Here is a 24,703-nt window from a genome sequence, read left to right on the forward strand (position 1 = left end):
GGGCCACGGGCCACGGGCCTCAGCCCTTGACGCAGACGACCTGCTTGAGCTTCGCGACGACCTCGACCAGGTCCTTCTGCTGCTCGATGACCTTCTCGATCGGTTTGTAGGCGCCCGGGATCTCGTCCACGACGCCGGAGTCCTTGCGGCACTCCACGCCCCGCGTCTGCTCCTCCAGGTCCTGGGTGGAGAAGCGCTTCTTCGCCGCGTTGCGGCTCATCTTGCGACCCGCGCCGTGGGAGGCGGAGTTGAAGGACGCCGCGTTGCCGAGCCCGCGCACGATGTACGAGCCGGTGCCCATCGAGCCCGGGATGATGCCGTAGTCGCCGTCGCCCGCGCGGATCGCTCCCTTTCGGGTGACCAGCAGCTCCTTGCCGTCGTAGGTCTCCTCGGCCACATAGTTGTGGTGGCAGGAGATCACGGGCTCGAAGGTCGGCTTCGCCTTCACGAACTCCTTGCGGACCACGTCCTGGTAGAGCGCCATCATGAGCTCACGGTTGTGCTTCGCGTACTCCTGGGCCCAGAAGAGGTCGTGCCGGTAGGCCGCCATCTGCGGGGTGTCGGAGACGAAGACGGCGAGGTCGCGGTCGATCAGGTCCTGGTTGTGCGGCAGCTTCCGGGCCTGGCCGATGTGGTGCTCGGCGAGCTCCTTGCCGATGTTCCGGGAGCCGGAGTGCAGCATCAGCCAGACCGAACCCGACTCGTCGAGACAGAATTCGATGAAGTGGTTACCGCCGCCGAGCGTTCCCATCTGCTTCACCGCGCGGTCCTGACGGAACTTGACCGCCTCGGCCACTCCGTCGAACCGCCCCCAGAAGTCCGCCCACCCCGCCGTCGGCACGCCGTGCAGCCGGCCCGGGTCCACCGGGTCGTCGTGCATCCCCCGGCCCACCGGGATCGCCGCCTCGATCTTCGAGCGCAGCCGGGACAGGTCCGCCGGGAGGTCGTTCGCCGTCAGGGACGTACGGACCGCCGACATGCCGCAGCCGATGTCCACGCCGACCGCCGCCGGGCACACCGCGCCCCGCATCGCGATCACCGAGCCGACCGTGGCGCCCTTGCCGAAGTGGACGTCCGGCATCACCGCGAGGCCCTCGATCCAGGGCAGGGTGGAGACGTTGCGGAGTTGCTGCATGGCAACGCCCTCGACCGTGGCCGGGTCGGCCCACATGCGGATCGGTACACGGACGCCGGGTACCTCGGTGTAGGACATCGTTTTCCTCATAACCCCGTAAAAGCAAGATAACGCAAAAGCCGGACAAATCTGACGATTCACGACAGGGAACCGGCAGACCGGGCGGTACGTGCGGTAGACATACCTTCCAGCCGCCGCCTTCCCGGCGGCAACCCGTTTTCGCGCGAGCACCCGCGTGAGCGCGACGGGCCAGGGCGACAAGCCGCAGGGCGAAGGGAGCCACGGACAGTGCAGCGAAGGGCGTACGCACCGGCCGCCGCACTGGCTGCGGCACTGCTCGCGGTGATCGTCACCGCGTGCGGCGGCTCCTCCGGCGGCCACGGCGGGGGCGACGACGCGAAGACCGGCCGCACCGGCTCGACGGCCCCGGCCGGGGAACCCGGCAAATACCGCAGCCTCCCCGAGCCCTGCGGCTATGTGAACCGGGACACCCTGCGCCGCATGCTGCCCGCCGGTGACGACGACAGCGACCCCGAGCTGCAGAAGCTCTACCGCGGCCAGGCCGCCATCACCTACGACACCGACCGCCGCGTCGGCTGCCGCTGGAAGCTGGAGACCCCGGAGGGCACCCGGCATCTGTCGGTCGACTTCGAGCGCGTGGTGTCGTACCAGCCGGGGGTCAGCGACGAGGAGCGGGCGCAGGAGCTCTACGCGCGCCAGGCGACCGCCGCGAAGATCCCCTCCGCGTCGGCGTCCCCCTCCGCTCCGACGCCCTCGCCCTCGCCCTCCGCGAGCGCGGGCACGCACCCGCAGGGCGGCGCGGCCACCGGATCGCCCTCCCCCGGCGCCTCCACGAGCCCCTCCGCCCCGGGCTCCCCCTCCGCCGACCCCCGCTTCCTCCCCCGCGTCCTCGACGACCTCGGCGACGACGCGTTCATCGACGACAAGCTGGTCAGCACGGCGGCGGGCGTGCACCGGGACATCGCGGTGGTCTTCCGGTCCGCGAACATCCTCGTGAGCATCGCCTACGACCAGTGGTCGGCCGACCGGCAGCACATTCCCACCAGCGAAGACCTCCAGGGCAAGGCGCACGGCCTGGCCCGGGAACTGGACGCGGGGCACTTCGGCAATTAGCCCGGCGAGTATCGCCCCGCCTCGGCCACCGGCGCTCCCCCGCCGCGTACCGTGCCGGGCAGGGCACCCGGCCACGGACGGCTCGCCCCGGACCGCAAACGACCCGCCCCCGACACCGACCGAGTGAAGGACCCATGCACCGAACAGCCCCGCGACTCGCCCGAATCCTCGCCTGCGCCGCAGTACCGGTGATGCTCGTCGCCACCGGCTGCTCGAGCGGCGACTCCGGTTCCAAGAAGGCGACGGCGACGCCGTCCCACTCGGTGACGCCCAGCCCTTCGGCCTCGGTGAAGGCGGCGACGTTCGCCAAGCTGCCCGAGGTGTGCAAGTCCGTCGACGAGAAGACCGTCGACAGCCTGGTGCCGAAGGCGAAGAAGAAGGAGGGCGAGGCGCTCCCGGCGACCGCCCCCAACGACTCCGCAAGCTGCTTCTGGAACGGCCTGAACGGCGACGACCCCAAGGACCTGCAGTACCGCGGCCTGACGATCTCGCTCAAGCGCTTCTCGGCGGACCCGACGCTCGGCTCGGGCGAGAAGCTCGCCGCGACGTACGTCGGCCAGCGGACGACCAAGGCGGCCACCGAGGACGGCGCCAAGGACGCCAAGACCGAGAAGGTCAGCGGGATCGGTGACGAGGCGAACAGCATCGCCACCGACTACCGCAAGGACAACGACGACTACCGCAACGCGATCGTCGTGACCCGCACCGCCAACGTCGTGATCAGCGTCAAGTACACCGGCGCGGGCTTCGAGGGCGCCAAGAACCCCGACGCGGGCGACCTGATGAAGAACACCCAGGACGCGGCGAAGCAGGTCGTGGCCTCGGTCGCGGCCGCGAACAAGAAGTAGCCGCACGCACGACGACGCCGGGCCGGCCCGAGGAATCGGGCCCGCCCGGCGTCGTCGTGTCCGTACGCGGTGTTACACCGACAGCAGCTTGCGCACGCGGTCCGCGCCCACGGCCAGCAGCAGCGTGGGCAGGCGCGGGCCGGTGTCACGGCCGACCAGCAGGTGGTAGAGCAGCGCGAAGAAGGTGCGCTGGGCGACCTTCAGCTCCGGCGTGGGCTTGGCGTCGGGCTCCAGCCCGGCCTGCACCTTCGGCACGCCGTAGACGAGCGTGGTCAGCCCGTCCAGCGACCAGTGCTCGTCCAGGCCCGCGAGCAGCAGCCGCAGCGACTCGCGGCCCTGCTCGTCCAGCGAGCCGAGCAGCTCGGCGTCGGGCTCGGAGCGGACGACCGTGCGGGACTCCGCCGGCACCTGGGTGTTGATCCAGTGCTCGGCCTTGTCGAGCCGCGGCCGCGTCTCCTCCAGCGAGGTGACCGGGTTCTCCGGGTCGAGTTCGCTGAGGATGCGCAGGGTCTGCTCGTCGTGGCCGGCGGTGATGTCGACGACCGAGGCGAGCGTGCGGTAGGGCAGCGGGCGCGGGGTGCGCGGCAGCTCACCGGAGGCCGTGCGCGCGGCACGGGCGTACGCGGCGGCGTCGGCGGGCAGCACGCTGCCGTCGGCGACCTTGGCCTCCAGCTTGTCCCACTCGTCGTAGAGCCGCTGGATCTCCTGGTCGAAGGCGATCTTGAAGGACTGGTTGGGCCTGCGGCGCGCGTACAGCCAGCGCAGCAGCGGCGCCTCCATGATCTGCAGCGCGTCGCCCGGGGTGGGGACGCCGCCCTTGGAGGAGGACATCTTGGCCATGCCGCTGATGCCGACGAAGGCGTACATCGGGCCGATCGGCTGCTCGCCGCCGAAGACCTTGCGGACGATCTGGCCGCCGACGACGAAGGAGGAGCCGGGCGAGGAGTGGTCGACGCCGGAGGGCTCGAAGATCACGCCCTCGTAGGCCCAGCGCATCGGCCAGTCGACCTTCCAGACCAGCTTGCCGCGGTTGAACTCGCTCAGGGCCACGGTCTCGGAGTGGCCGCACACACAGGTGTAGGCGAGCTCCGTGGTCTCGTCGTCGTAGGCGGTGACCGTGGTCAGGTCGCGCTCGCAGACGCCGCAGTAGGGCTTGTACGGGAAGTAGCCCGCGCCGGAGCCGCTGCCGTCGTCCTCGGCGGCCGCGCCGGAGCCCTCGGCGGCCTCCAGCTCGGCCTCGTCGACCGGCTTCTGCTGCTGCTTCTTCGGCTTGCCGGTCGCCTTGTCCTTCGTCCGGTACTGGTCGAGGACCGCGTCGATGTCACCGCGGTGCTTCATCGCGTGCAGGATCTGCTCGCGGTAGACACCGGAGGTGTACTGCTCGGTCTGGCTGATCGGGTCGTACTCGATGCCGAGCTCGGCGAGCGCGGCCACCATGGCGGCCTTGAAGTGCTCGGCCCAGTTCGGGTACGCCGAGCCCGCCGGGGCCGGGACCGAGGTCAGGGGCTTGCCGATGTGCTCGGCCCAGGAGGCGTCGATACCGGGGACGCCGTTGGGCACCTTGCGGTAGCGGTCGTAGTCGTCCCAGGACAGCACGTGCCGGACCTCGAGGCCGCGGCGACGGATCTCGTCGGCGACCAGGTGCGGGGTCATGACCTCGCGCAGGTTGCCCAGGTGGATCGGGCCGGAGGGGGACAGGCCGGAGGCAACGACGATCGGTTTGCCGGGGGCACGGCGCTCCGCTTCGGCAATGACCTCGTCGGCGAAACGGGAGACCCAATCGGCCTCGGTGCTCTGAGCCTGAGCCACGGCACTTCCTTCCTTACGGTCCTGGCATGACCATTGTCCCAGACGGCACGGGCGGCTCCGGGGTTGCTCCCGGGCCGGCGAAAGGGCGGGCGCGAGGGCGGGCGCGAGGGCGGGCATGAGAGCGGCCGAAATGGCCGCCCGGGCGGTGACGGGTGCGTGTGATACTCGGTGTACCAAAAACGCCCTCTAACGGAACGGCACCCACCCCATGGCCTCGGTCCCTTCCCTCGCTTCCTCGCTCCACCAGCGCATCGCGGACGCTCTCTCGGCAGCCCTGCCGGAGGCCGGTGCCGCCGACCCGCTGCTGCGACGAAGCGACCGGGCCGACTTCCAGGCCAACGGGATGCTGGCGCTCGCCAAGAAGCTGAAGGGCAACCCCCGCGAGCTCGCGGGCAAGGTCGTGGACGGCCTGCCCACCGGTGACCTGATCCAGGAGATCGAGGTCTCCGGCCCCGGCTTCCTCAACATCACGGTCACCGACCGGGCGATCACCGAGACGCTCGCGGCCCGCGCGGCCGACGACCGCCTCGGCGTCCCCTTCGCCGAGCGTCCCGGCACGTCCGTCATCGACTACGCCCAGCCGAACGTGGCGAAGGAGATGCACGTCGGTCACCTGCGGTCCGCCGTGATCGGTGACGCGGTCGCGAAGATCCTGGAGTTCTCGGGCGAGACGGTCGTGCGCCGCCACCACATCGGCGACTGGGGCACCCAGTTCGGCATGCTCATCCAGTTCCTGATCGAGCACCCGCACGAGCTGGACCACAAGGACGCCGCCTCCGGTGAGGAGGCCATGTCGAACCTCAACCGGCTCTACAAGGCCTCCCGCGCGCTCTTCGACTCCGACGAGGCGTTCAAGGAGCGGGCGCGCCGCCGGGTGGTGGACCTCCAGGCGGGCGACGCGGAGACCCTCGCCCTGTGGCAGCGGTTCGTGGACGAGTCGAAGATCTACTTCTACTCGGTCTTCGGCAAGCTCGACATGGAGATCCAGGACGCCGACGTCGTCGGCGAGTCCGGCTACAACGACATGCTGGCCGACACCTGCCGCATGCTGGAGGAGTCCGGTGTCGCCGTCCGGTCCAACGGCGCGCTGTGCGTGTTCTTCGACGACGTCAAGGGCCCGGACGGCAACCCCACCCCGCTGATCGTCCAGAAGTCCGACGGCGGCTTCGGCTACGCGGCGACCGACCTGTCCGCGATCCGCGACCGGGTGGGCAAGCTGGGCGCCGAGTCCCTGCTCTACGTCGTGGACGCCCGGCAGGGCCTGCACTTCAAGATGGTCTTCGAGACCGCCCGCCGGGCCGGCTGGCTGCCCGAGGGCGTCAAGGCCGTCCAGCTGCCCTTCGGCACGGTGCTCGGCAAGGACGGCAAGCCGTTCAAGACGCGTGAGGGCGAGACGGTCCGGCTGGTCGACCTGCTGGACGAGGCGATCGCGCGGGCGACGGCCGTGGTCCGGGAGAAGAGCGAGAAGCTCGGGCTCTCCGAGGAGGAGATCGCCGAGCGCGGCACCCAGGTGGGCATCGGCGCGGTGAAGTACGCCGACCTGTCCACGTCCCTGGGCCGCGACTACATCTTCGACCTCGACCGGATGGTCTCCCTCAACGGCGACACCTCGGTCTACCTCCAGTACGCGTACGCCCGTATCCGCTCCATCCTCCGCAAGGCGGGCGAGTCGGCCTCCGCCAAGGCCCACCCGGAGCTGGCGCTGGCCCCGGCGGAGCGCGCGCTGGCGCTGCACCTGGACCAGTTCGCGGAGACCCTCGCCGAGGTCGCCGGTTCCTACGAGCCGCACAAGCTGGCCGCGTATCTGTACCAGCTGGCGTCGGCGTTCACGACGTTCTACGACCAGTGCCCGGTCCTCAAGGCCGAGGACGCGGCGACGGTCGAGAACCGCCTCTTCCTCGCCGAGCTGACGGGCCGCACGCTGCGTCAGGGCATGAGCCTGCTGGGCATCCGGACGCCCGAGCAGCTGTAGTTCACGGGCTCACCGGGGGCGGGGCCACGCGTCCCGCCCCCAGTTCGAACCAGATCAGCTTCCCGACGAGCCCCTGCGGCTGGTTCCGCAGCGCGAACCCTCCCCAGCTGTCGGCGCACCGCATCACCAGCCCCAGCCCACGCCCCTGTTCGGCCTCGTCGTCGGGGAGCGCGACCCTGCTCAGCCCGGGGAGCTTGGGGTTGGTGTCCCACACGGTCACCCTGACCCGCTCCCCCTCCCGCCGCACGCGCACGGACGCGGGGCCGTCCGAGTGCCGGTAGGAGTTGGTGACCAGCTCCGACGTCAACAGCTCTGCGGTGTCCGCCAGTTCGGCGAAGCCGTGCTCCTGGAAGATCGTGCGCAGGGTGCGCCGCGCGATGCAGGGCGCCATCGGGTCGGAGGGGACCTGGAGGGTGTACTCCCAGTCGTCGGCGAGTTCCGGGTCGTTGCTCATCTACGCCTCCGAGTGGTGAGCGATATGGGCTACAACGTAGAGCTCTGAGGCGAATGGTCGCCACCTGGCGGGAACGCCGATGGCGGCCTCCCCGCCGGGGAAGCCGCCATCGGTCCGTACAGCCGTGCCCGCTCAGAGCTGCCGTGCGACCTCCGTCGCCCAGTAGGTGAGGATCATGTTCGCGCCCGCCCGCTTGATGCCGGTGAGCGTCTCCATGATGGCGCGGTCGCGGTCGATCCAGCCGTTGGCGGCGGCCGCCTCGACCATCGCGTACTCGCCGCTGATCTGGTACGCGGCCACCGGCACGTCCACCGACTCCGCGACCTTGGCGAGGATGTCGAGGTAGGGCAGGGCCGGCTTGACCATGACCATGTCTGCGCCCTCGGCGAGGTCGAGCTCCAGCTCGCGCAGGGACTCCCGGGCGTTGGCCGGGTCCTGCTGGTACGTCTTGCGGTCGCCCTGCAGCGAGGAGCCGACGGCCTCGCGGAAGGGGCCGTAGAACGCGGAGGCGTACTTCGCGGTGTAGGCGAGGATCGAGACATCCTCGTGCCCGGTCTGGTCCAGGGCGTCGCGGACGACGCCGACCTGGCCGTCCATCATGCCGCTCGGACCCACCACGTGGACGCCCGCGTCGGCCTGGACCTGCGCCATCTCGGCGTAGCGCTCCAGCGTCGCGTCGTTGTCCACCCGGCCCGCGGAGTCCAGGACCCCGCAGTGGCCGTGGTCGGTGTACTCGTCCAGGCACAGGTCGGACATGATGACGAGGTCGTCGCCGACCTCGGCCTTCACGTCCCGGATGGCGACCTGGAGGATGCCGTCGGGGTCGGTCCCGGCGGTGCCCGCCGCGTCCTTCTTGGCGTCCTCGGGCACGCCGAAGAGCATGATCCCGGAGACGCCCGCCTCCAGCGCCTCGACGGCCGCCCGGCGCAGCGTGTCACGGCTGTGCTGGACGACGCCCGGCATGGCCGAGATCGGCACCGGCTCGCTGACGCCCTCCCGCACGAAGGCGGGCAGGATCAGGTCGGCCGGGTGCAGCCGGTGCTCGGCGACCATGCGGCGCATGGCCGGGGTGGTCCGCAACCGCCGGGGCCTGGCCCCGGGGAAGGTTCCGTACGTGCTCAACTGCGTGCCCTCCTGCGCGATCCGGGCCGTCGCTCGCTCGGGCGCGTGACCGGGTCGCCGGCCTCCAGGGCGGCATCGCGCCGCGCCGCGCCGAAGTCCGCGAGCGCCTCGGCAAGCTTGTGCACCGAGGGCTCGGGCGACAGCACGTCCACCCGCAGGCCGTGCTCCTCCGCGGTCTTCGCGGTGGCCGGGCCGATGCAGGCGATGACGGTGACGTTGTGCGGCTTGCCGGCGATGCCGACGAGGTTGCGCACGGTGGACGACGAGGTGAAGAGCACGGCGTCGAAGCCGCCGCCCTTGATCGCCTCGCGGGTCTCGGCCGGCGGCGGGGAGGCCCGCACGGTCCGGTAGGCCGTGACGTCGTCGACCTCCCAGCCCAGCTCGATCAGCCCCGCCACCAGGGTCTCGGTGGCGATGTCGGCGCGCGGCAGGAAGACGCGGTCGATCGGGTCGAAGACCGGGTCGTAGGGCGGCCAGTCCTCCAGCAGCCCGGCGGCCGACTGCTCGCCGCTCGGCACGAGGTCGGGCTTCACACCGAACTCGACGAGGGACTTCGCGGTCTGCTCGCCGACGGCCGCGACCTTGATGCCCGCGAAGGCACGCGCGTCGAGCCCGTACTCCTCGAACTTCTCGCGGACCGCCTTGACCGCGTTCACCGAGGTGAAGGCGATCCACTCGTAGCGGCCGGTGACCAGGCCCTTGACCGCGCGCTCCATCTGCTGCGGGGTGCGCGGCGGCTCGACCGCGATGGTCGGGACCTCGCTGGGCACGGCGCCGTACGACCGGAGCTGGTCGGAGAGCGACGCGGCCTGCTCCTTGGTCCGCGGGACGAGCACGTTCCAGCCGAAGAGCGGCTTGGACTCGAACCACGAGAGCTGGTCGCGCTGCGCGGCCGCGCTGCGCTCGCCGACCACGGCTATCACCGGCTGGCCGCCGTCCGGGGACGGCAGCACCTTCGCGGCCTTGAGCACCTGGGCGATCGTGCCGAGGGTGGCGGTCCAGGTGCGCTGGCGCGTGGTCGTGCCCGCGACCGTGACGGTCAGCGGGGTGTCGGGCTTGCGCCCGGCGGAGACCAGCTCGCCGGCCGCGGCCACCACCGAGTCGAGGGTGGTGGAGACGACCGCGGTGACCTCGCTCGCGCCGACCTCGGACCAGCAGGTGGCCGAGGCCGTACGGGCGTCCACGAAGCGCACGTCGGCGCCCTTGCCGTCGCGCAGCGGCACTCCGGCGTAGGCGGGCACGCCCACGGCCGTCGCGACGCCCGGCACCACCTCGAAGGTGATGCCCTCGGTGGCGCAGGCCAGCATCTCGTCGCCGGCGTTGCCGTCGAGGCCGGGGTCGCCGAGGACGGCACGGACGACCCGCTTGCCGCCGCGCGCGGCCGTCATGACAAGATTGGCGGTGTCCCTAAGGACAGGGACATCAGCGGTTTTTGATGACTCGTCAGTAACCGTCTGGGCAGGCATGTCCACATGGGCGCGCGCATGCGCGCGCACCACATCGAGCACCTGCGGATCGGCAATCAGGACGTCCGCGGCCGCCAGTGCCTCCACGGCGCGCAGCGTCAGCAGTCCCGGGTCTCCGGGGCCGGCACCGAGGAAGGTGACGTGCCCGTGCACGGGGTGGTTCGGGGCGGTGGGGTTCAAAGTGCTCGCTCCCCCATAAGACCGGCCGCACCCTTGTCGAGCATCGCTGCGGCCAGCTCGCGGCCCAGGGCCACGGCTTCCTCGCTGGACGCCGGCACGGGACCGGTGATGGACAGCTGCACCAGCGTCTTGCCGTCGGTCGAGCCGACGACGCCGCGCAGGCGCATTTCGGTGACAACCTGCCCGTCGGCCAACAAGTCGGCCAGCGCACCCACAGGTGCGGAGCAGCCGGCTTCCAGGGCGGCGAGCAGGGAACGCTCCGCGGTCACGGCGACCCGGGTGTACGGGTCGTCGAGCTCGGCGAGCGCGGCGGCGAGCGGTGCGTTGGTCACGGCGCACTCGATCGCCAGGGCCCCCTGGCCGGGGGCGGGCAAAACGGTGTCGGGCTCCAGGTACTGGGAGATCTCCGCGGAGCGGCCCAGCCGGGAGATCCCGGCGGCGGCCAGCACCACGCCATCCAGCTCGCCGTCGGTGACGAAGGCGATCCGGGTGTCGATGTTCCCGCGGATGGGCACCGTCTCGATCTCCCGGCCGTGCGTGCGGGCCCAGGCGTTGAGCTGGGCCATGCGGCGCGGCGAGCCGGTGCCGATGCGGGCTCCGGCCGGCAGGGTCTCGAAGGTCAGGCCGTCCCGCGCGATCAGCACGTCCCGCGGGTCCTCGCGGACCGGGATCGCGGCCAGCACCAGGTCCTCGGGCTGGGCCGTCGGCAGGTCCTTGAGGGAGTGCACGGCGAGGTCGATCTCCCCCGCGAGCAGCGCGTCGCGCAGCGCGGAGACGAAAACGCCGGTCCCGCCGATCTGCGCGAGCGACTCCCGCGAGACATCGCCGTACGTGGTGATCTCGACCAGCTCGACCGGGCGGCCGGTCAGCTGCCGCACAGCCTCCGCCACCTGCCCGGACTGGGCCATGGCGAGCTTGCTGCGGCGGGTGCCGAGACGCAGCGGGCGCTGCTGTTCCACGGTCACCCCGTCCGCCGTCGGGGGGGTGTCGTTCATGCCGGCTCCCGTGCAGTGTTGTGCGTACCGGCCCGTGAATCGGCCCGGCTCACGGCGGCGACCGCCTGCGGATCGAGGTCGAAGAGCTCCCGCAGCGCGTCGGCGTAACCGGCGCCGCCGGGGGTGGAGGCAAGCTCCTTGACGCGCACGGTGGGCGCGTGGAGCAGCTTGTCGACGACCCGGCGCACGGTCTGGGTGATCTCCGCGCGCTGCTTGTCGTCGAGGTCGGGCAGCCGGCCGTCGAGCCGGGCGATCTCGCTCGCGACGACGTCCGCCGCCATGGTGCGCAGCGCGACCACGGTGGGCGTGATGTGCGCGGCCCGCTGCGCGGCGCCGAAGGCGGCGACCTCGTCGGAGACGATGGCGCGCACCCGGTCGACATCGGCGGCCATGGGCGCGTCGGCGGACGCCTCGGCCAGCGACTCGATGTCGACGAGCCGTACGCCGCCCAGGCGGTGGGCGGCGGCGTCGATGTCGCGCGGCATGGCCAGGTCGAGGAGGGCGAGCACCGTGCCGGACGCGTCCGCGCAGGCGGAATCGACCGCGCAGAGCGCATCCTTGCGTGCGGCCAGCGCGGTCTGGACGGTCTCGGCCGTCAGGACCACGCCCATGGCGCCCGTGCAGCTCACCACGACGTCCGCGAGCGCCAGTTCGCCGGGCACGGCGGTCATCTCCACGGCCGAGGCCGTGAAGCCGTCGGCGACACCGGCGGCACCGGGCTCGGTGAGAATCTGCGCCAGGCGCTCGGCCCGCTCCACCGTGCGGTTGGCGACCGCCACGTGCGCGACGCCCGCACGGGCGAGGGTCGCCGCCGCGAGGGAGGACATCGAACCCGCGCCGATGACGAGGGCGCGCTTGCCCACCGCCCACTCGGCCACGACCGCACCGGCGGCGAGCCGCTCCAGGCCGAAGGTGACCAGGGACTGCCCGGCCTTGTCGATGCCGGTCTCGCTGTGGGCGCGCTTGCCGACCCGCAGGGCCTGCTGGAAGAGGTCGTTGAGGAGCCGCCCGGCCGTGTGCAGCTCCTGGCCGAGCGCGAGCGCGTCCTTGATCTGGCCGAGGATCTGGCCCTCGCCTACGACCATCGAGTCCAGCCCGCACGCCACCGAGAAGAGGTGGTGGACGGCCCGGTCCTCGTAGTGCACATAGAGATACGGGGTCAGCTCGTCCAGGCCGACGCCCGTGTGCCGGGCGAGCAGCGTGGACAGCTCGGCCACACCGGCGTGGAACTTGTCCACGTCGGCGTACAGCTCGATGCGGTTGCACGTGGCGAGCACGGCCGCCTCCGTGGCGGGCTCCGCCGCGAGGGTGTCCTGCAGGAGCTTCGCCTGCGCCTCGCGCGCGAGGGCTGCCCGCTCCAGCACGCTGACCGGCGCACTGCGGTGGCTCAGACCGACGACAAGAAGACTCATGCCGGCATCACGGCGGGGACATCCCCGTCCGGACCCTTCCGGTTCTCCGCCGCCGCGCGCACCGCCGCACCCGAGCGGGGCGGCACGGGGGACGGCGTGTTCTCCTCGCCCGCCTTGCGCTGCTCGTGGAAGGCCAGGATCTGGAGCTCGATCGACAGGTCGACCTTGCGGACGTCGACGCCCTCCGGCACGGAAAGGACCGTGGGCGCGAAGTTGAGGATCGAGGTGACCCCGGCGGCGACGAGCCGGTCGCACACCTGCTGGGCGGCGCCGGCGGGGGTCGCGATGACGCCGATGGACACACCGTTGTCACTGATGATCGCTTCGAGCTCGTCGGTGTGGCGCACGGGCAGCCCGGCCACCGGCTTGCCGGCCATCGCCGGGTCGGCGTCGATCAGCGCGGCGACGCGGAAGCCGCGCGAGGCGAAGCCGCCGTAGTTGGCGAGCGCGGCACCGAGGTTTCCGATGCCGACGATGACGACCGGCCAGTCCTGGGTCAGGCCGAGCTCACGGGAGATCTGGTAGACGAGGTACTCGACGTCGTAGCCGACACCGCGGGTGCCGTACGAGCCGAGGTAGCTGAAGTCCTTGCGCAGCTTGGCGGAGTTGACGCCCGCCGCGGTCGCGAGTTCCTCGGAGGAGACCGTGGGCACCGAGCGCTCGGAGAGCGCGGTCAGTGCACGCAGATACAGCGGTAGCCGGGCGACGGTGGCCTCGGGAATCCCTCGGCTTCGGGTCGCCGGTCGGTGAGTTCGGCCAGTTGCCACGGTGCTCCTGCGGGTAGAGCGGGGCTGCGGGCGGCGCCTCGTCCCAGGACCGCCCCGTCCCCCGCAGGCTATGCCTTTGTGAACGCGTGCACAAAGATGGTGTCCGCTTTGTCCGGGCAAAGTGACCGGCGTCACGCGGTGTTTCGCCCCGATCCGGGAACCATCGGCCGCCCCACGGCGACCGTCACGCCAACCACACCGGCACCAGGGGTACGCCGACGGCGACACGCGCCCTCACTCCTCATCGCCATACCCCCGGACACCAACAAATCGCCACATGATGGTAGTCGACCCAGGCACCCAAATCGGTCCGGACGAGACCCCCTCCACACCGGGCACAATGGCCTCCATGAGCCCGCTGCTGCGCCGTAGCGCCCGCAAGAACCCCGCCGACAGCACGGTGACGCTGATCGGCAAGCCCGGCTGCCACCTGTGCGACGCGGCCGAGGCCGTCATCGTCGAGGTCTGCGCCGAACTGGGCGCCCGCTGGGAGAAGAAGGACATCACCCAGGACGAGGAGCTCCACCGCAAGTACTGGGAACAGATCCCGGTGATCCTGGTGGACGGCGCCCAGCACGACTTCTGGCGAGCGGACCCGACACGCCTGCGAAAGGCACTGGGCGGCTGAGGCGGGAGCTTTCAGCCCGTCCGGCGTTTGAGGACGCGGCCGGAGGCCGCTCCCGCCGCAGGCGGCAACGAACCCGCACCCAAAGCCGCACGCACCCGGAAGCGTTACCCCGAACAAACTGGCTATGCTCCCCGCATGGCCGCACTGGGATGGATCACTCCCCGCAAGCGCTCCGCCACCGCACGCAGCGTGCTGGCAGGCGAGGCCGCGGCGGAGGCAGCCCGTAAGACCGCTCTGGAGAACGCCGAGAGCGCGGAGACCACAGAGGGCGCGGAATCCGCGGAGCCGGATTTCCCCGTCGTCGGCGATGTGAAGGCAGCCGCCTTCTTCGACCTCGACAACACGGTGATGCAGGGCGCGTCCCTCTTCCACTTCGGCCGGGGCCTCTACAAACGCCACTTCTTCCACAAGCGCGACCTGGCCCGCTTCGTGTGGCAGCAGATCTACTTCCGCGTCGTCGGCTCGGAGAACCCCGAGCACGTCGAGGACGCACGCAACAGCGCCCTGTCCATCGTCAAGGGCCACCGCGTCTCCGAGCTGATGTCCATCGGCGAGGAGATCTACGACGAGTACATGGCGGAGCGCATCTGGCCGGGCACCCGCGCGCTCGCCCAGGCCCACCTCGACGCGGGCCAGAAGGTCTGGCTGGTCACGGCCGCGCCCATCGAGGCCGCCACGATCATCGCCCGCCGGCTGGGCCTGACCGGCGCGCTCGGCACGGTCGCCGAGTCGATCGGCGGCGTCTACACCGGCAAGCTGGTCGGCGAGCCGCTGCACGGCCCCGCGAAGGCCGAGGCCGTACGGGCGCTGGCCGCCGCCGAGGGCCTCGACCTGGCCCGCTGCGCGGCGTACAGCGACTCGGCCAACGACATCCCGATGCTGTCGATCGTCGGCCACCCCTACGCCGTCAACCCGGACAGCCGCCTGCGCAAGCTCGCCCGCGAGCGCGGCTGGCGCCTGCGCGACTACCGTACGGGCCGCAAGGCGGCCAAGGTCGGCATCCCGGCCGCGGCCGGGGTGGGCGCCCTGGCGGGCGGCGCGGCCGCGGCGATCGCCCTGCACCGCCGCCGGCGCTGACCCGGGGCCCGACGCAACTGCCGTCAACACCCAGCGCGCGTATCCCGCCACCGGCGTACGCGCCGCTCCGGCGCGCCCGCAACAGCGCGTAACCGTTCGTCACCCTCAGGCAATCCTGTCGTCATACCCTCACACAGCCCCCGCCAGTCCTTCCGCACCCGGATTGCCACAACACGCTGCCCATTCGGCCACACCATTACCGAATTCGGTCAACTTCCCTCCATGGTTCGATATTTGATCGATCCCGAAGTGGCAAGAGATCGAACGGAAACGGTGATTTGAGCAACTCGGTGTAGCGCTGCCTGTACGAAGCGTTATTCTCCTCAGACGCAAACCGGTACCCCCTTGTCCCTACGACGAGTGAACGGTTCCGTACTGCACGTGATGGAAGCTCTGCCTCTGGGAGTCCCGTGTACCCACACGTCGGGGTTGACGCCTCGGGCCTGGCTACGCTGCGCGCAACGGTCCTCGACCGTCTGCGCGGCTTCGTCCCCACCGCGTACGCCGTCCCCGCCTTCGCCACACCCGTCCCCGCCGGCCCCTGCTACGCCCTCGCCGAGGGCAGCGCGGCGGCGGTGGGCAGACGCGCCCGCCGCGGCGCCGGCGCCGGTACGTCCACCACCACCCGCCGCCCCAGCGCCGACAGCGACAGCGCCCGGATGCTCGACCTGGTCGAGCGCGCCCAGGCCGGCGAGGCCGAGGCCTTCGGCCGGCTCTACGACCAGTACGCCGATACGGTCTACCGCTATATCTACTACCGAGTAGGCGGCCGGGCCACGGCCGAGGACCTCACCAGCGAGACGTTCCTGCGCGCCCTGCGCCGGATCGGCACCTTCACCTGGCAGGGCCGCGACTTCGGCGCCTGGCTGGTGACCATCGCCCGCAATCTGGTGGCCGACCACTTCAAGTCGTCGCGGTTCCGGCTGGAGGTGACCACCGGCGAGATGCTCGACGCCAACGAGGTCGAGCGCAGCCCCGAGGACTCCGTCCTCGAATCCCTCTCCAACGCCGCCCTTCTGGAGGCGGTCCGCAAGCTCAACCCCCAGCAGCAGGAGTGCGTCACGCTCCGCTTCCTCCAGGGCCTCTCGGTCGCCGAGACCGCCCGCGTCATGGGCAAGAACGAGGGCGCCATCAAGACGCTCCAGTACCGCGCGGTCCGCACCCTGGCGCGGCTCCTCCCGGACGACGCGCGCTAACTATGTGCGCCTGTTCACTCACCAGCGGTCACATCGTCGAGGGCGCGTAACCCGGCCGCCGCGCCAGTCGTTGTGCGGGATGCAGACTCCCTGCGGTCACGTCATGCCCGTATCTCCTCACTCGATCGAGTGGATGCGTCCAAGGCGTGCAACCCTCCCGGTCTTGAGGGGAGTCGACCGTCATGACGAGAGGAGGTGCCGCCTGTGATCGCGAACGTTTCGGCGCACCGGCGGGCGAACGCCTTCGCCCAGGCCCTGGAGGACCAGGAACTCCAGGGCGCGGCGGCCACACAGCCCGGCCCATCGGCGGACGACGCCGAGCGGGGAAAGCTGCTGGCCCTGGCGAGCGAGCTCGGCGGCCTGCCCGCACCCGAGCTCGACCCCGAGATCAAAACCGTGCAGCGGGCGCAGCTGATCGCCGCCATGGAGAGCCAGTTCGCTTCAGGATCCGCCGCCGCCGTCCCCGAGCCGCGCGGCAGCAGGGCCCGAGGGCGGGGCGCGCACCGCGCGCTGAGCCGGCTGAAGCCCCGGTCCCGCTGGTCCAAGGGGCTCGCCGCGGGCGGGCTGACCGTGGGCGTGGCCGCGGGTGCCTTCGGCGGTGTGGCGGCGGCGAGTTCCAACGCCCTCCCGGGCGACTCGCTGTACGGCCTGAAGCGCGGCATGGAAGACATCAGGCTCGGCATGGCCGACGGTGATTCCGCCCGCGGAGGCCTCTTCCTGGACCAGGCGTCGACCCGGCTCCACGAAGCGCGCCGGCTGATGGAGCGCGGCCGTTCGGGCCCGCTCGACACCGAGGCCCTCAGCGAGATCCGCAAGACGCTCTTCGGCATGCGCCACGACGTCTCCGAGGGCCACCGGCTGCTCCACGCGGCTTACAAGCGCGACGGCTCCCTCGGCCCGATGGAGCGGCTCGACTCCTTCGCCTCGCTGCACCGCGAGGGCTGGAGCCAGCTGCGCGAGAAGCTGCCAGCCCAACTGGCCGACGTCAGCAACCAGGTCAGCTCGGTCTTCGCGGCCATAGACGATGAAGTCGGCCCGCTGCGCTCGCTGCTGCCCCCTCCCACGGGCAAGCACGCGGCGCCCAGGGCCGGCACCTCCCGGCACGGCACCGGCGGCGGGGCGAGCAGCCGGCCCGCGACGCCCCCGTCCGCGTCCTCGACCGCCGACGGCAAGCACAGCGCCGGCAGTCAGCAGCGCTCGGCGGACCCCGGCACCCACCAGGAGCACGAGGGGCTCCTCGGGGGCACGGGCCTGCTCCAGCCCCCGCAGACCCCCGGCGCCTCCGGCCCGGCGCACAGCGGCAAGGACGGCAAGCCGTCCAAGCAGCCGGACATCACCATCCCGCCGCTCCTCCCGGACATCCTCCCGGGCCTGGGATTCCACGGCGAAGCGGAGAAATAGGGCGGCAGCCCAGGGCGGTCGGTGTTCTTCACCTCGGACCGAGCTCACCCATCGAGGGGCTCGTGAGAACACCGGCCGCCGTCGTTCCCGGAGCGACCGGCGCAACGCGTCGGAAGAACTCCGAACTCAGAAGAACACCGAACGGCGTTGGACGAGCTGCTTGTACAACGTGTGCTGAATCGTTTCTCGTACTTGATCCGTCAGGTTGAACATCAGCATCGGGTCGTCCGCGGCCTCCGGCGAATAGCCGTCCGTCGGGATCGGCTCGCCGAACTGGATCGTCCACTTCGTCGGCAGCGGCACCAGGCCCAGCGGCCCCAGCCAGGGGAAGGTGGGCGTCAGCGGGAAGTACGGGATGCCCAGCAGCCGTGCCATCGTCCTGGAGTTGCCGACCATCGGGAAGATCTCCTCGGCGCCCACGATCGAGCAGGGCACGATCGGCGCCCCGGCACGCAGTGCCGTGGAGACGAAGCCGCCCCGGCCGAAGCGCTGGAGCTTGTAGCGCTCGGAGAAGGGCTTCCCGATCCCCTTGAACCCCTCCGGCATCACCCCGACCACCTCGCCCCGCTCCAGCAGCTTCTCCGCGTCCTCCACGCAGGCGAGCGTGTGCCCGAGCTTCCGGGAGATCTCGTTGATGACCGGCAGGGCGAAGACCAGGTCGGCGGCGAGCATCCGGATGTGCCGCCCGGCCGGGTGGTGGTCGTGCAGCGCGACCTGGAGCATCAGCCCGTCGACCGGCAGGGTGCCGGAGTGGTTGGCGACGACCAGGGCCGCGCCCTTGTCGGGGATGTTCTCCAGCCCCTTCACCTCCACCCGGAAGTACTTCTCGTAGAACGGGCGGAGCGCGGACATCACCACCTGGTCCGCGAGCTCCTGGTCGTAGCCGAAGTCGTCGACCTCGTACTCGCCGGTGATGCGCCGCCGCAGGAAGTTCAGCCCGTGGGCCAGCTTGCGGTCCCAGCCCTCGCCCTGCTCCCGCGCGGCCTCCGCCTCCGCCGCCGGGTCCTCCTCGGGGACGGCCGGGTCCTCATCGCGCTGCTGCGGTACGGGCGCGAGCGGCGACTGGGTCCGGTTCGCACGGGGACGGCCCACCCGCTTGCCCTTCCGCTTGGACCGCGGTTCCTCGCCGAACGGGATGACCTTCGCGTCCGCCATGGTGGGTGCGCTCCTCAGTTCTGGCCGTGGCCGGCAGGCAGGGCCGCGGCGATCCGGTCGACGGTACGGGCGAGGGTGTCGGGCGGCAGCAGCCCGGGGCCGCGGCTGCTCGCGTAGTCCGCGAAGGCCCCGGCGGTCGTGTAGCGGGGTTCGAAGCCCAGTCTCTCGCGCATCTCGGTGGTGCCGACGACGCGCCCATGGGTGAGCAGCCGGATCTGTTCGGGGGAGAAGTCCGTCACGCCGACCGAGCGCAGCGCGGAGCCGACCCAGGTGACGGTCGGCAGGAAGAAGGGGAGGGTGGGGCGCCCGAGGCGCCTGGCGGCCTGGGACAGCAGCAGCACGCCGTCGCCCGCGATGTTGAAGGTGCCGCTGTTGAAGGTGGACCGGCGGGGCTCCCCCGCGGCGATCCGCAGCACCTCGATCACGTCCTTCTCGTGGACGAACTGCAGCCTGGGGTCGAAGCCGAGGACGGTCGGCAGGACGGGCAGGGAGAAGTACTCCGCGAGCGGCGAATCGGCCTGGGGCCCGAGGATGTTGGCGAAGCGCAGGACGCACACGGCCACGTCGGGGCGGCGGCGGGCGAAGGCCCTGACATATCCCTCGACCTCGACGACGTCCTTGGCGAAGCCACCGCTCGGCAGGGACTTGGGCGGGGTGGTCTCGGTGAAGATCGCGGGGTCGCGTGGCGCGGAACCGTAGACATTCGTGCTGGACTTGACCACGAGCCGCTTCACGGAGGGTGTCTTCTGGCAGGCACCGAGCAGCTGCATGGTGCCGATGACGTTGGTCTCCTTGACCGTGGCCCGGCTGCCGCGCTTGCCCAGAGGGGTGCCGTTCACATCCATGTGGACGACGGTGTCGACGCCCTGTTCGGCCAGAACCTTGGCGATCGCGGGATGGCGGATGTCCGCCCGTACGAAATCGGCCCCGCCGAGACCGCGCTCGGGGGCCACCGCGTCCACTCCGATGACACGGTCCACATCGGGCTCGCGCAGGATGCGGCGGACGAACCGGCCCCCCAGCTGCCGTGCGACTCCGGTGACGAGCACGACCTTGCCCAAGATCAGCGCCTTCCTTCCCGCCCCTTGCCAGTGGTGCTGTCGCGGCCACCGTAGCGGGTCGTTGTTGCGCTGTGATGACCAGCCGATGCGCGGAGCTACATTTCAAGCCGTAGCGAAAGCTTTACTCACCGCAACGCACCGCAGCCCTCCCACCGCTGAGCGGTGGAAGGGCTGCGGGACGAGCACAGCGGCGCTGCTTACTTCTTGTTGCGACGCTGAACACGCGTGCGCTTGAGAAGCTTGCGGTGCTTCTTCTTGGCCATCCGCTTGCGCCGCTTCTTGATAACAGAGCCCACGACTACCCTCGCTTACATCGATTCACTCGGTGCGGGGCGTCCGAGCCCACACGACCTACATCGGGCCAGCCTACCCGGCACCGGGCGAACAACGTAATCCGAGGTCCCCGTCAGGCTGTTTCCACCCCCACGTAGGACTCCCGGAGGTACTCGTGCACCGCTTGCTCTGGGACCCGGAACGACCTTCCCACCCGGATCGCCGGCAGATGACCGCTGTGCACCAAGCGGTACACGGTCATCTTGGACACTCGCATCACCGCGGCGACTTCCGCCACGGTCAGGAACACGACCTCGTTGAGAGGCCTCTCGCCAGCAGCCATGACACACCTGAACCTTCCGCACATGACGCGCACCGGCTTCCCCTCCGGTGACTCCTCGTCGCTGCGCGCTCACTCCCCAGGTTAGGGGCGGGTGATGCGAGTGGGGAAGAGGAGCAGCCATCGGCCGCCTACTGTGACAGACACGCTCGATTGAGTACATAGCGAGTAAGCGGTCGGTAGTAATCAGACCGCACAGTGTCATCAAGCGGAACGACGACGGACACCCGCCCCTCGGCCTCTCCGACGAACGGCGCGGGGTCGTCCGAATCCGCCAGGCCGATGGCCTCAATGCCCAGCTGACCTGCCCCGCAGACCCAGCCGTGGTCCCCGACGACCAGCGCCGGCAGCGGTTCTCCTGCGTCCATCGCCGAGTCCAGCGCCACCCGAAGCGGGAGCGGGGAATGCGTATGTGCGCCCGGCTCACTTGCGCCTCTCCGTGCGCCGGGTTCACGCATCATCGCGACTCCTCGAACGTAGTCAAGGTTGTAAGTGCGTACCCCGAACCGGGTCGTTATGTCGACACTTCGACCCTGCGCCGGGGTGAGGACACTGCATCCCGCCGCCGAGAGCGCCGCGGCCAACCCGGCGTAGAAGCCCAGGAGTCGATGGGGATGACCGGTGCCGAACAGCACCGGAGCGCCGGCCTCGGCCGCGGCCGCGAGCCGCTCGGCGAAGGCATCGAGTGCCGCGATCGTTCGGTCGGGGTCGATCACATCCTGCCCTGACGCGTGATCAGGATCGGCCGAAACTCCACACCTTCGACACATCAGTTGTAACAAGTCCCCCAAAAGCCAGTCACGTTCGGGCTCCAGCCCGATCAGTGCCCGCGGGTCCCGGGCCACGAACATCCGATACCGGCCCAGACTCCGCTCCCGCGTCGTGGCCACGGTCCCGGCCAGCCGGGCGGCCAGCAAATGCGCACGCAAGGTACGAGCACTCAACACACCCCGATGCTGCCGCACCCCGGGGGACGCCGCGCCCTTTCGGAGAGGGATCCCACGCTTGGCGTAACGGTGCGGGGCAGCCGCTTCGGGGGGGGCCGCGGGTCTCCCCGGTTTCGGGAAGGGGCGGGGCTGGGGAACAACCCGGAAACACCAGCCCCTACGGCAACAACCCGTGCGCCGGGAAAACCGCTCGCCGCGTAGCCAGAATCGCCTGATCCACCCGGTCCCCGGGGTCGTACCCGGAGTCGAAGTCCCGCCAGGACGGCACCACCCCGTCCGTCATCCGCAACGGCCCCAACTGCCGCGTGAGCCGGAAGACCTCCCCCCGCCACTCCTCCGGCACCGCGGACGCGGGCTCCACCGGCCGGCCCGCCGCGATGCCCACCAGATGCGCCCAGCTCCGCGGCACCACGTCCACCACCGCGTAGCCCCCGCCGCCCAGGGCCACCCACCGCCCCTCCGTGTGCGCGTGCGCCAGCTCGTGGCACGCCTCCGCCACCGCCCGCTGCGCGTCCAGCGACACGGCCAGGTGCGCCAGCGGGTCCTCGAAGTGGGTGTCCGCCCCGTGCTGCGTCACCAGCACCTGCGGCCGGAAGGCCGCGACGAGCTGCGGGACGACCGCGTGGAAGGCGCGCAGCCACCCCGCGTCCCCCGTCCCGGCCGGCAGCGCCACGTTCACCGCGCCGCCCTCCGCCTGGGCGGCCCCCGTCTCCCCGGGCCAGCCGGTCTGCGGGAAGAGCGTGCGGGGGTCCTCGTGCAGCGAGATCGTCAGCACCCTGGGGTCCTCCCAGAACGCCGCCTGCACCCCGTCGCCGTGGTGCACGTCGACATCCACGTACACGACCCGCTCGGCCCCGAGCTCCAGCAGCCGGGCCACGGCGAGGGCGGCGTCGTTGTACACGCAGAAGCCCGCGGCCGCCCCCGGCATCGCGTGGTGCAGGCCGCCCGCGAAGTTCACCGCGTGCAGCGCCTCCCCGCGCCAGACCGCCTCCGCCGCGGCCACCGACTGGCCCGCGATCAGCGCCGACGCCTCGTGCATCCCCGCGAACGCCGGGTCGTCGGCCGTGCCCAGCCCGTACGAGCCGTCGGCCGAGGCCGGATCGGCCGACGCGGCCCGCACGGCCGCCACGTAGTCCTCGCGGTGGACCAGCCGCAGCGTCGACTCACCCGCCGGAGGCGCGGCGACGACCCGTAGCCCGCGCTCGAGGCCGTACGCCTCGACCAGCCGCATGGTCAGCACGAGCCGCACCGGATCCATCGGGTGCCCGGGACCGAAGTCATAACCCGTTACCGCCTCGTCCCACATCAGCTGTGCTCGGCCGCTCATGTCCGCCACCGTAGCGGGCCCCCGAGGGGCCGAATGAAGGGGCGTACCGGAAAGTAGCAAGCGCCAGAATCATGGGCACGACCATGGCCCACCGATAGCTCCACATCTCGCCGAGCGCACCGACGAGGGGCGAACCCACAAGAAAACCCACATAGTTAAAGATATTGAGCCGGGCGACGGCCCTGTCGGACGCCCCGGCGCCGAGCCTTTCCTCGGCATTCCTACCGGCCGCTGCGAATGTCTGCGGAACGATCACGCTCAATCCCAGCCCCAGCAGCGTGAAGCCGGCCGTCCCGACCCACGCCCCGGGCGCCGTCGACACCACCCCGAATCCGCACACCGCGACAACCGTCCCCGCCCGCACCACCCGCACCGGCCCGAAACGCCGCACCCCGAGATCACCGACAGCCCGGCCCAGCAGGGTCGTTGCCATATAGGCGTTGTACGGGACGGTCGAGACCTGATCCGAACCGTGCAGGACGTCCTGGAGGTATTTGGCACTCCAATTGGAGACGGTGGAGTCCCCTATATAGGCGAACGCCATCACCAGACACAGCGGCAGCAGAAAGCGCATGCCGCGGTCGGAGGCGCCCACTTCGGTCCGGCCGGAAAGCCGGTCGTCGGCGAGGACCTGCACGCGCGGATCGTCCCGGTCCGCGTACCAGCGACTCGCGACAAGAGCCGTCGGCACCGCGACAGCAACCACCGGCCCGTAGAGCACGGCCAGCGAAAGCCCCTCGTGCGCGCCCACCCAGGCGAGCGTCGCCCCGACAATGCCCCCGAGGCTGTACGCGGCGTGAAAGCCGAGCATGATGCTGCGCCCGTACGCGTGCTGGAGGCTCACCCCGAGCATGTTCATCGAGGCGTCGAGCCCGCCGACCGACAGCCCGAACACTCCGAGGGCAAGGGCGACTTGCCATAACTCGTGGCCCGAGCCGGCCGCGAGCAGAGCGAGGCCGACGACGGGCTGCACCCAGCGGAGCACGGCCCCGGGCCGCACCCTCGCCACCAGGCGCTCGGTGCCGATGCTCCCCATTCCGGCGAGGACCGGCACGGCGGCGAGAAAGACGGGCAGCAGCCCGTCGGATATCCCGTACCGGGTCTGGATCGCCGGTATTCGCGTCACCAGGAGAGCGAAGACCGCGCCCTGGACGAAGAAGCTGACCTCCAGGGACAGCCGACCGTGTCTCAGCCGCGAGCGCGCATCCGTCATGGCCGATGAGAGTACGGCGCGGGGCTACCCCTGGGTAGCTCGCTCACACGATTCGCCGCGCCCCGGTTTCACGCGAGGAGCTGCGGGAGCTCCATGAGGCTTTCGAACCGCCCGGTCGCCCCGGTCAGCCGATCCTTCGGCGTGAGGGAAGTGAGCGCGTACACATCCATTCCCGCGGCGACCGCGGCCTGGATGCCCCGCGGGCTGTCCTCGATCACCACGCACCGGCCCGGCTCGACGCCCATGGAGCGGGCGGCGTGGAGAAAGAGGTCCGGCGCCGGCTTTCCCTTGCCGACATCGTCCGAGCTGAAGATCCACTCGTCCTCGAACCACTCGTCCAGCCCAGTGCGCCGGTGCCCGACACGAATCCGTTCGTGCGAACCGGAGGACGCGACGCAGTACGACACGCCCTCGGCGACCAGCTGCTCCAGCAGCTCCACCGCACCCTTTATCGGCTGGAGCTCCCGCTCGAAGGCCTCGAAGGTGCGGGCGTGCAGCGTGTCGTCGAATTCGGCCGGCAGCTGCTGCCCGGTCCGCTCGAGTACGAGGTCGTGGACGCGGTGGACGGCGGCGCCCATGTAGTCGCGCAGGGAGTCCTCATAGCTGGTGGCGTGCCCCAGCTCGGTGAGGTACGCGGCGAGGATCCGGTTCGCGATCGGCTCGCTGTCGACGAGTACGCCGTCGTTGTCGAAGATGACGAGGTCATAGCGCATGACGTCACCTTAAACGCAAAAATGCCTCAGGCCCCGGGTCTATGACCCAGGGCCTGAGGCTAAAATTTGTTCGGCGGC

23 protein-coding genes are annotated in these 24,703 nt (G+C 70.9%); 7 read left to right on the forward strand and 16 right to left on the reverse strand.

Translation table 11 applies throughout. The features are described 5' to 3' along the window. Positions 1 to 19 precede the first annotated feature (19 nt). Positions 20 to 1,213, reverse strand: coding sequence for an RtcB family protein (locus ABD269_RS08995; protein ID WP_301886534.1), 1,194 nt, complete (start codon positions 1,211 to 1,213; stop codon positions 20 to 22). A gap of 210 nt (positions 1,214 to 1,423) precedes the next feature. On the opposite strand from ABD269_RS08995, the gene ABD269_RS09000 reads away from it, so the two are divergent. Together ABD269_RS09000 and ABD269_RS09005 are read left to right on the forward strand one after the other, a co-directional pair. Then, positions 1,424 to 2,269 carry a hypothetical protein gene (locus tag ABD269_RS09000; RefSeq protein WP_344117245.1) on the forward strand — a complete coding sequence of 282 codons (846 nt, stop codon included), beginning with the start codon at positions 1,424 to 1,426 and terminating at the stop codon, positions 2,267 to 2,269. A gap of 134 nt (positions 2,270 to 2,403) precedes the next feature. After that, on the forward strand, positions 2,404 to 3,117 hold the full coding sequence (locus ABD269_RS09005; protein ID WP_344117246.1) for a hypothetical protein: 714 nt from the start codon (positions 2,404 to 2,406) through the stop codon (positions 3,115 to 3,117). Positions 3,118 to 3,189: 72 nt separating this feature from the next. Here ABD269_RS09005 and lysS read toward each other — a convergent pair whose 3' ends face one another. Continuing rightward, the gene (gene lysS / locus ABD269_RS09010) at positions 3,190 to 4,926 is read right to left on the reverse strand and encodes a lysine--tRNA ligase (RefSeq protein ID WP_344117247.1); all 1,737 of its coding nucleotides are present in this window, start codon (positions 4,924 to 4,926) and stop codon (positions 3,190 to 3,192) included. Between the two features lie 208 nt (positions 4,927 to 5,134). Between lysS and argS the strand changes: the two genes are divergently transcribed. Beyond that, positions 5,135 to 6,898, forward strand: a complete 1,764-nt coding sequence (gene argS / locus ABD269_RS09015) for an arginine--tRNA ligase (RefSeq protein WP_301886529.1) — start codon at positions 5,135 to 5,137, stop codon at positions 6,896 to 6,898. Position 6,899: 1 nt separating this feature from the next. Here the strand turns inward: argS and ABD269_RS09020 are convergent, their stop codons facing one another. The 6 genes from ABD269_RS09020 to ABD269_RS09045 form a co-directional block, all read right to left on the reverse strand. After that, positions 6,900 to 7,352, reverse strand: coding sequence for an ATP-binding protein (locus ABD269_RS09020; protein ID WP_116212643.1), 453 nt, complete (start codon positions 7,350 to 7,352; stop codon positions 6,900 to 6,902). A gap of 132 nt (positions 7,353 to 7,484) precedes the next feature. Continuing rightward, a complete protein-coding gene (gene hemB / locus ABD269_RS09025; protein ID WP_301886528.1) occupies positions 7,485 to 8,474 on the reverse strand; it encodes a porphobilinogen synthase in 990 nt (329 codons plus the stop codon). Continuing rightward, positions 8,471 to 10,120 carry a bifunctional uroporphyrinogen-III C-methyltransferase/uroporphyrinogen-III synthase gene (locus tag ABD269_RS09030; RefSeq protein ID WP_344117249.1) on the reverse strand — a complete coding sequence of 550 codons (1,650 nt, stop codon included), beginning with the start codon at positions 10,118 to 10,120 and terminating at the stop codon, positions 8,471 to 8,473. Before ABD269_RS09030 ends, hemB begins: the two co-directional genes overlap by 4 nt. Then, on the reverse strand, positions 10,117 to 11,115 hold the full coding sequence (gene hemC / locus ABD269_RS09035; RefSeq protein WP_301886526.1) for a hydroxymethylbilane synthase: 999 nt from the start codon (positions 11,113 to 11,115) through the stop codon (positions 10,117 to 10,119). Before hemC ends, ABD269_RS09030 begins: the two co-directional genes overlap by 4 nt. Then, complete coding sequence (locus ABD269_RS09040) at positions 11,112 to 12,527, reverse strand: glutamyl-tRNA reductase (protein ID WP_344117250.1); 1,416 nt, start codon at positions 12,525 to 12,527, stop codon at positions 11,112 to 11,114. The genes hemC and ABD269_RS09040 overlap by 4 nt, the downstream gene beginning before the upstream one ends. Continuing rightward, positions 12,524 to 13,294 carry a redox-sensing transcriptional repressor Rex gene (locus tag ABD269_RS09045; protein WP_301886523.1) on the reverse strand — a complete coding sequence of 257 codons (771 nt, stop codon included), beginning with the start codon at positions 13,292 to 13,294 and terminating at the stop codon, positions 12,524 to 12,526. The genes ABD269_RS09040 and ABD269_RS09045 overlap by 4 nt, the downstream gene beginning before the upstream one ends. Before the next feature lie 340 nt (positions 13,295 to 13,634). Between ABD269_RS09045 and ABD269_RS09050 the strand changes: the two genes are divergently transcribed. The 4 genes from ABD269_RS09050 (at position 13,635) to ABD269_RS09065 (ending at position 17,596) form a co-directional block, all read left to right on the forward strand. After that, complete coding sequence (locus ABD269_RS09050) at positions 13,635 to 13,922, forward strand: glutaredoxin family protein (protein WP_301886522.1); 288 nt, start codon at positions 13,635 to 13,637, stop codon at positions 13,920 to 13,922. A 135-nt stretch (positions 13,923 to 14,057) separates the two neighbouring features. Beyond that, positions 14,058 to 14,999, forward strand: coding sequence for an HAD family hydrolase (locus ABD269_RS09055; protein ID WP_116212649.1), 942 nt, complete (start codon positions 14,058 to 14,060; stop codon positions 14,997 to 14,999). 410 nt (positions 15,000 to 15,409) lie between these two features. Continuing rightward, complete coding sequence (locus tag ABD269_RS09060) at positions 15,410 to 16,195, forward strand: ECF subfamily RNA polymerase sigma factor, BldN family (RefSeq protein ID WP_116212650.1); 786 nt, start codon at positions 15,410 to 15,412, stop codon at positions 16,193 to 16,195. A 204-nt stretch (positions 16,196 to 16,399) separates the two neighbouring features. Further along, entirely contained in the window at positions 16,400 to 17,596 is a 1,197-nt protein-coding gene (locus tag ABD269_RS09065) for a DUF5667 domain-containing protein (protein ID WP_344117251.1), read from the forward strand. Between the two features lie 126 nt (positions 17,597 to 17,722). Here ABD269_RS09065 and ABD269_RS09070 read toward each other — a convergent pair whose 3' ends face one another. From ABD269_RS09070 to ABD269_RS09105, 8 genes are all read right to left on the reverse strand, one after another. After that, a complete protein-coding gene (locus ABD269_RS09070; RefSeq protein WP_344117252.1) occupies positions 17,723 to 18,751 on the reverse strand; it encodes a lysophospholipid acyltransferase family protein in 1,029 nt (342 codons plus the stop codon). A gap of 14 nt (positions 18,752 to 18,765) precedes the next feature. Then, complete coding sequence (locus ABD269_RS09075) at positions 18,766 to 19,812, reverse strand: NAD-dependent epimerase/dehydratase family protein (RefSeq protein WP_301886517.1); 1,047 nt, start codon at positions 19,810 to 19,812, stop codon at positions 18,766 to 18,768. A 197-nt stretch (positions 19,813 to 20,009) separates the two neighbouring features. Further along, on the reverse strand, positions 20,010 to 20,108 hold the full coding sequence (locus ABD269_RS09080) for a 30S ribosomal protein bS22 (RefSeq protein WP_003948845.1): 99 nt from the start codon (positions 20,106 to 20,108) through the stop codon (positions 20,010 to 20,012). A gap of 110 nt (positions 20,109 to 20,218) precedes the next feature. Then, the gene (locus tag ABD269_RS09085) at positions 20,219 to 20,428 is read right to left on the reverse strand and encodes a helix-turn-helix domain-containing protein (protein WP_067299677.1); all 210 of its coding nucleotides are present in this window, start codon (positions 20,426 to 20,428) and stop codon (positions 20,219 to 20,221) included. 128 nt (positions 20,429 to 20,556) lie between these two features. Next, positions 20,557 to 21,372 carry a phosphatase gene (locus tag ABD269_RS09090; protein WP_344117253.1) on the reverse strand — a complete coding sequence of 272 codons (816 nt, stop codon included), beginning with the start codon at positions 21,370 to 21,372 and terminating at the stop codon, positions 20,557 to 20,559. A 157-nt stretch (positions 21,373 to 21,529) separates the two neighbouring features. Beyond that, complete coding sequence (locus ABD269_RS09095) at positions 21,530 to 22,699, reverse strand: acetoin utilization protein AcuC (protein ID WP_344117254.1); 1,170 nt, start codon at positions 22,697 to 22,699, stop codon at positions 21,530 to 21,532. Further along, a complete protein-coding gene (locus ABD269_RS09100; protein ID WP_344117255.1) occupies positions 22,650 to 23,912 on the reverse strand; it encodes an MFS transporter in 1,263 nt (420 codons plus the stop codon). The genes ABD269_RS09095 and ABD269_RS09100 overlap by 50 nt, the downstream gene beginning before the upstream one ends. A gap of 68 nt (positions 23,913 to 23,980) precedes the next feature. Further along, positions 23,981 to 24,625 carry an HAD family hydrolase gene (locus tag ABD269_RS09105; protein WP_344117256.1) on the reverse strand — a complete coding sequence of 215 codons (645 nt, stop codon included), beginning with the start codon at positions 24,623 to 24,625 and terminating at the stop codon, positions 23,981 to 23,983. Positions 24,626 to 24,703: the final 78 nt, after the last annotated feature.

Origin of the sequence: Streptomyces blastmyceticus, assembly GCF_039521185.1 — a bacterium.
In the GTDB taxonomy this organism is placed as follows: domain Bacteria; phylum Actinomycetota; class Actinomycetes; order Streptomycetales; family Streptomycetaceae; genus Streptomyces; species Streptomyces blastmyceticus.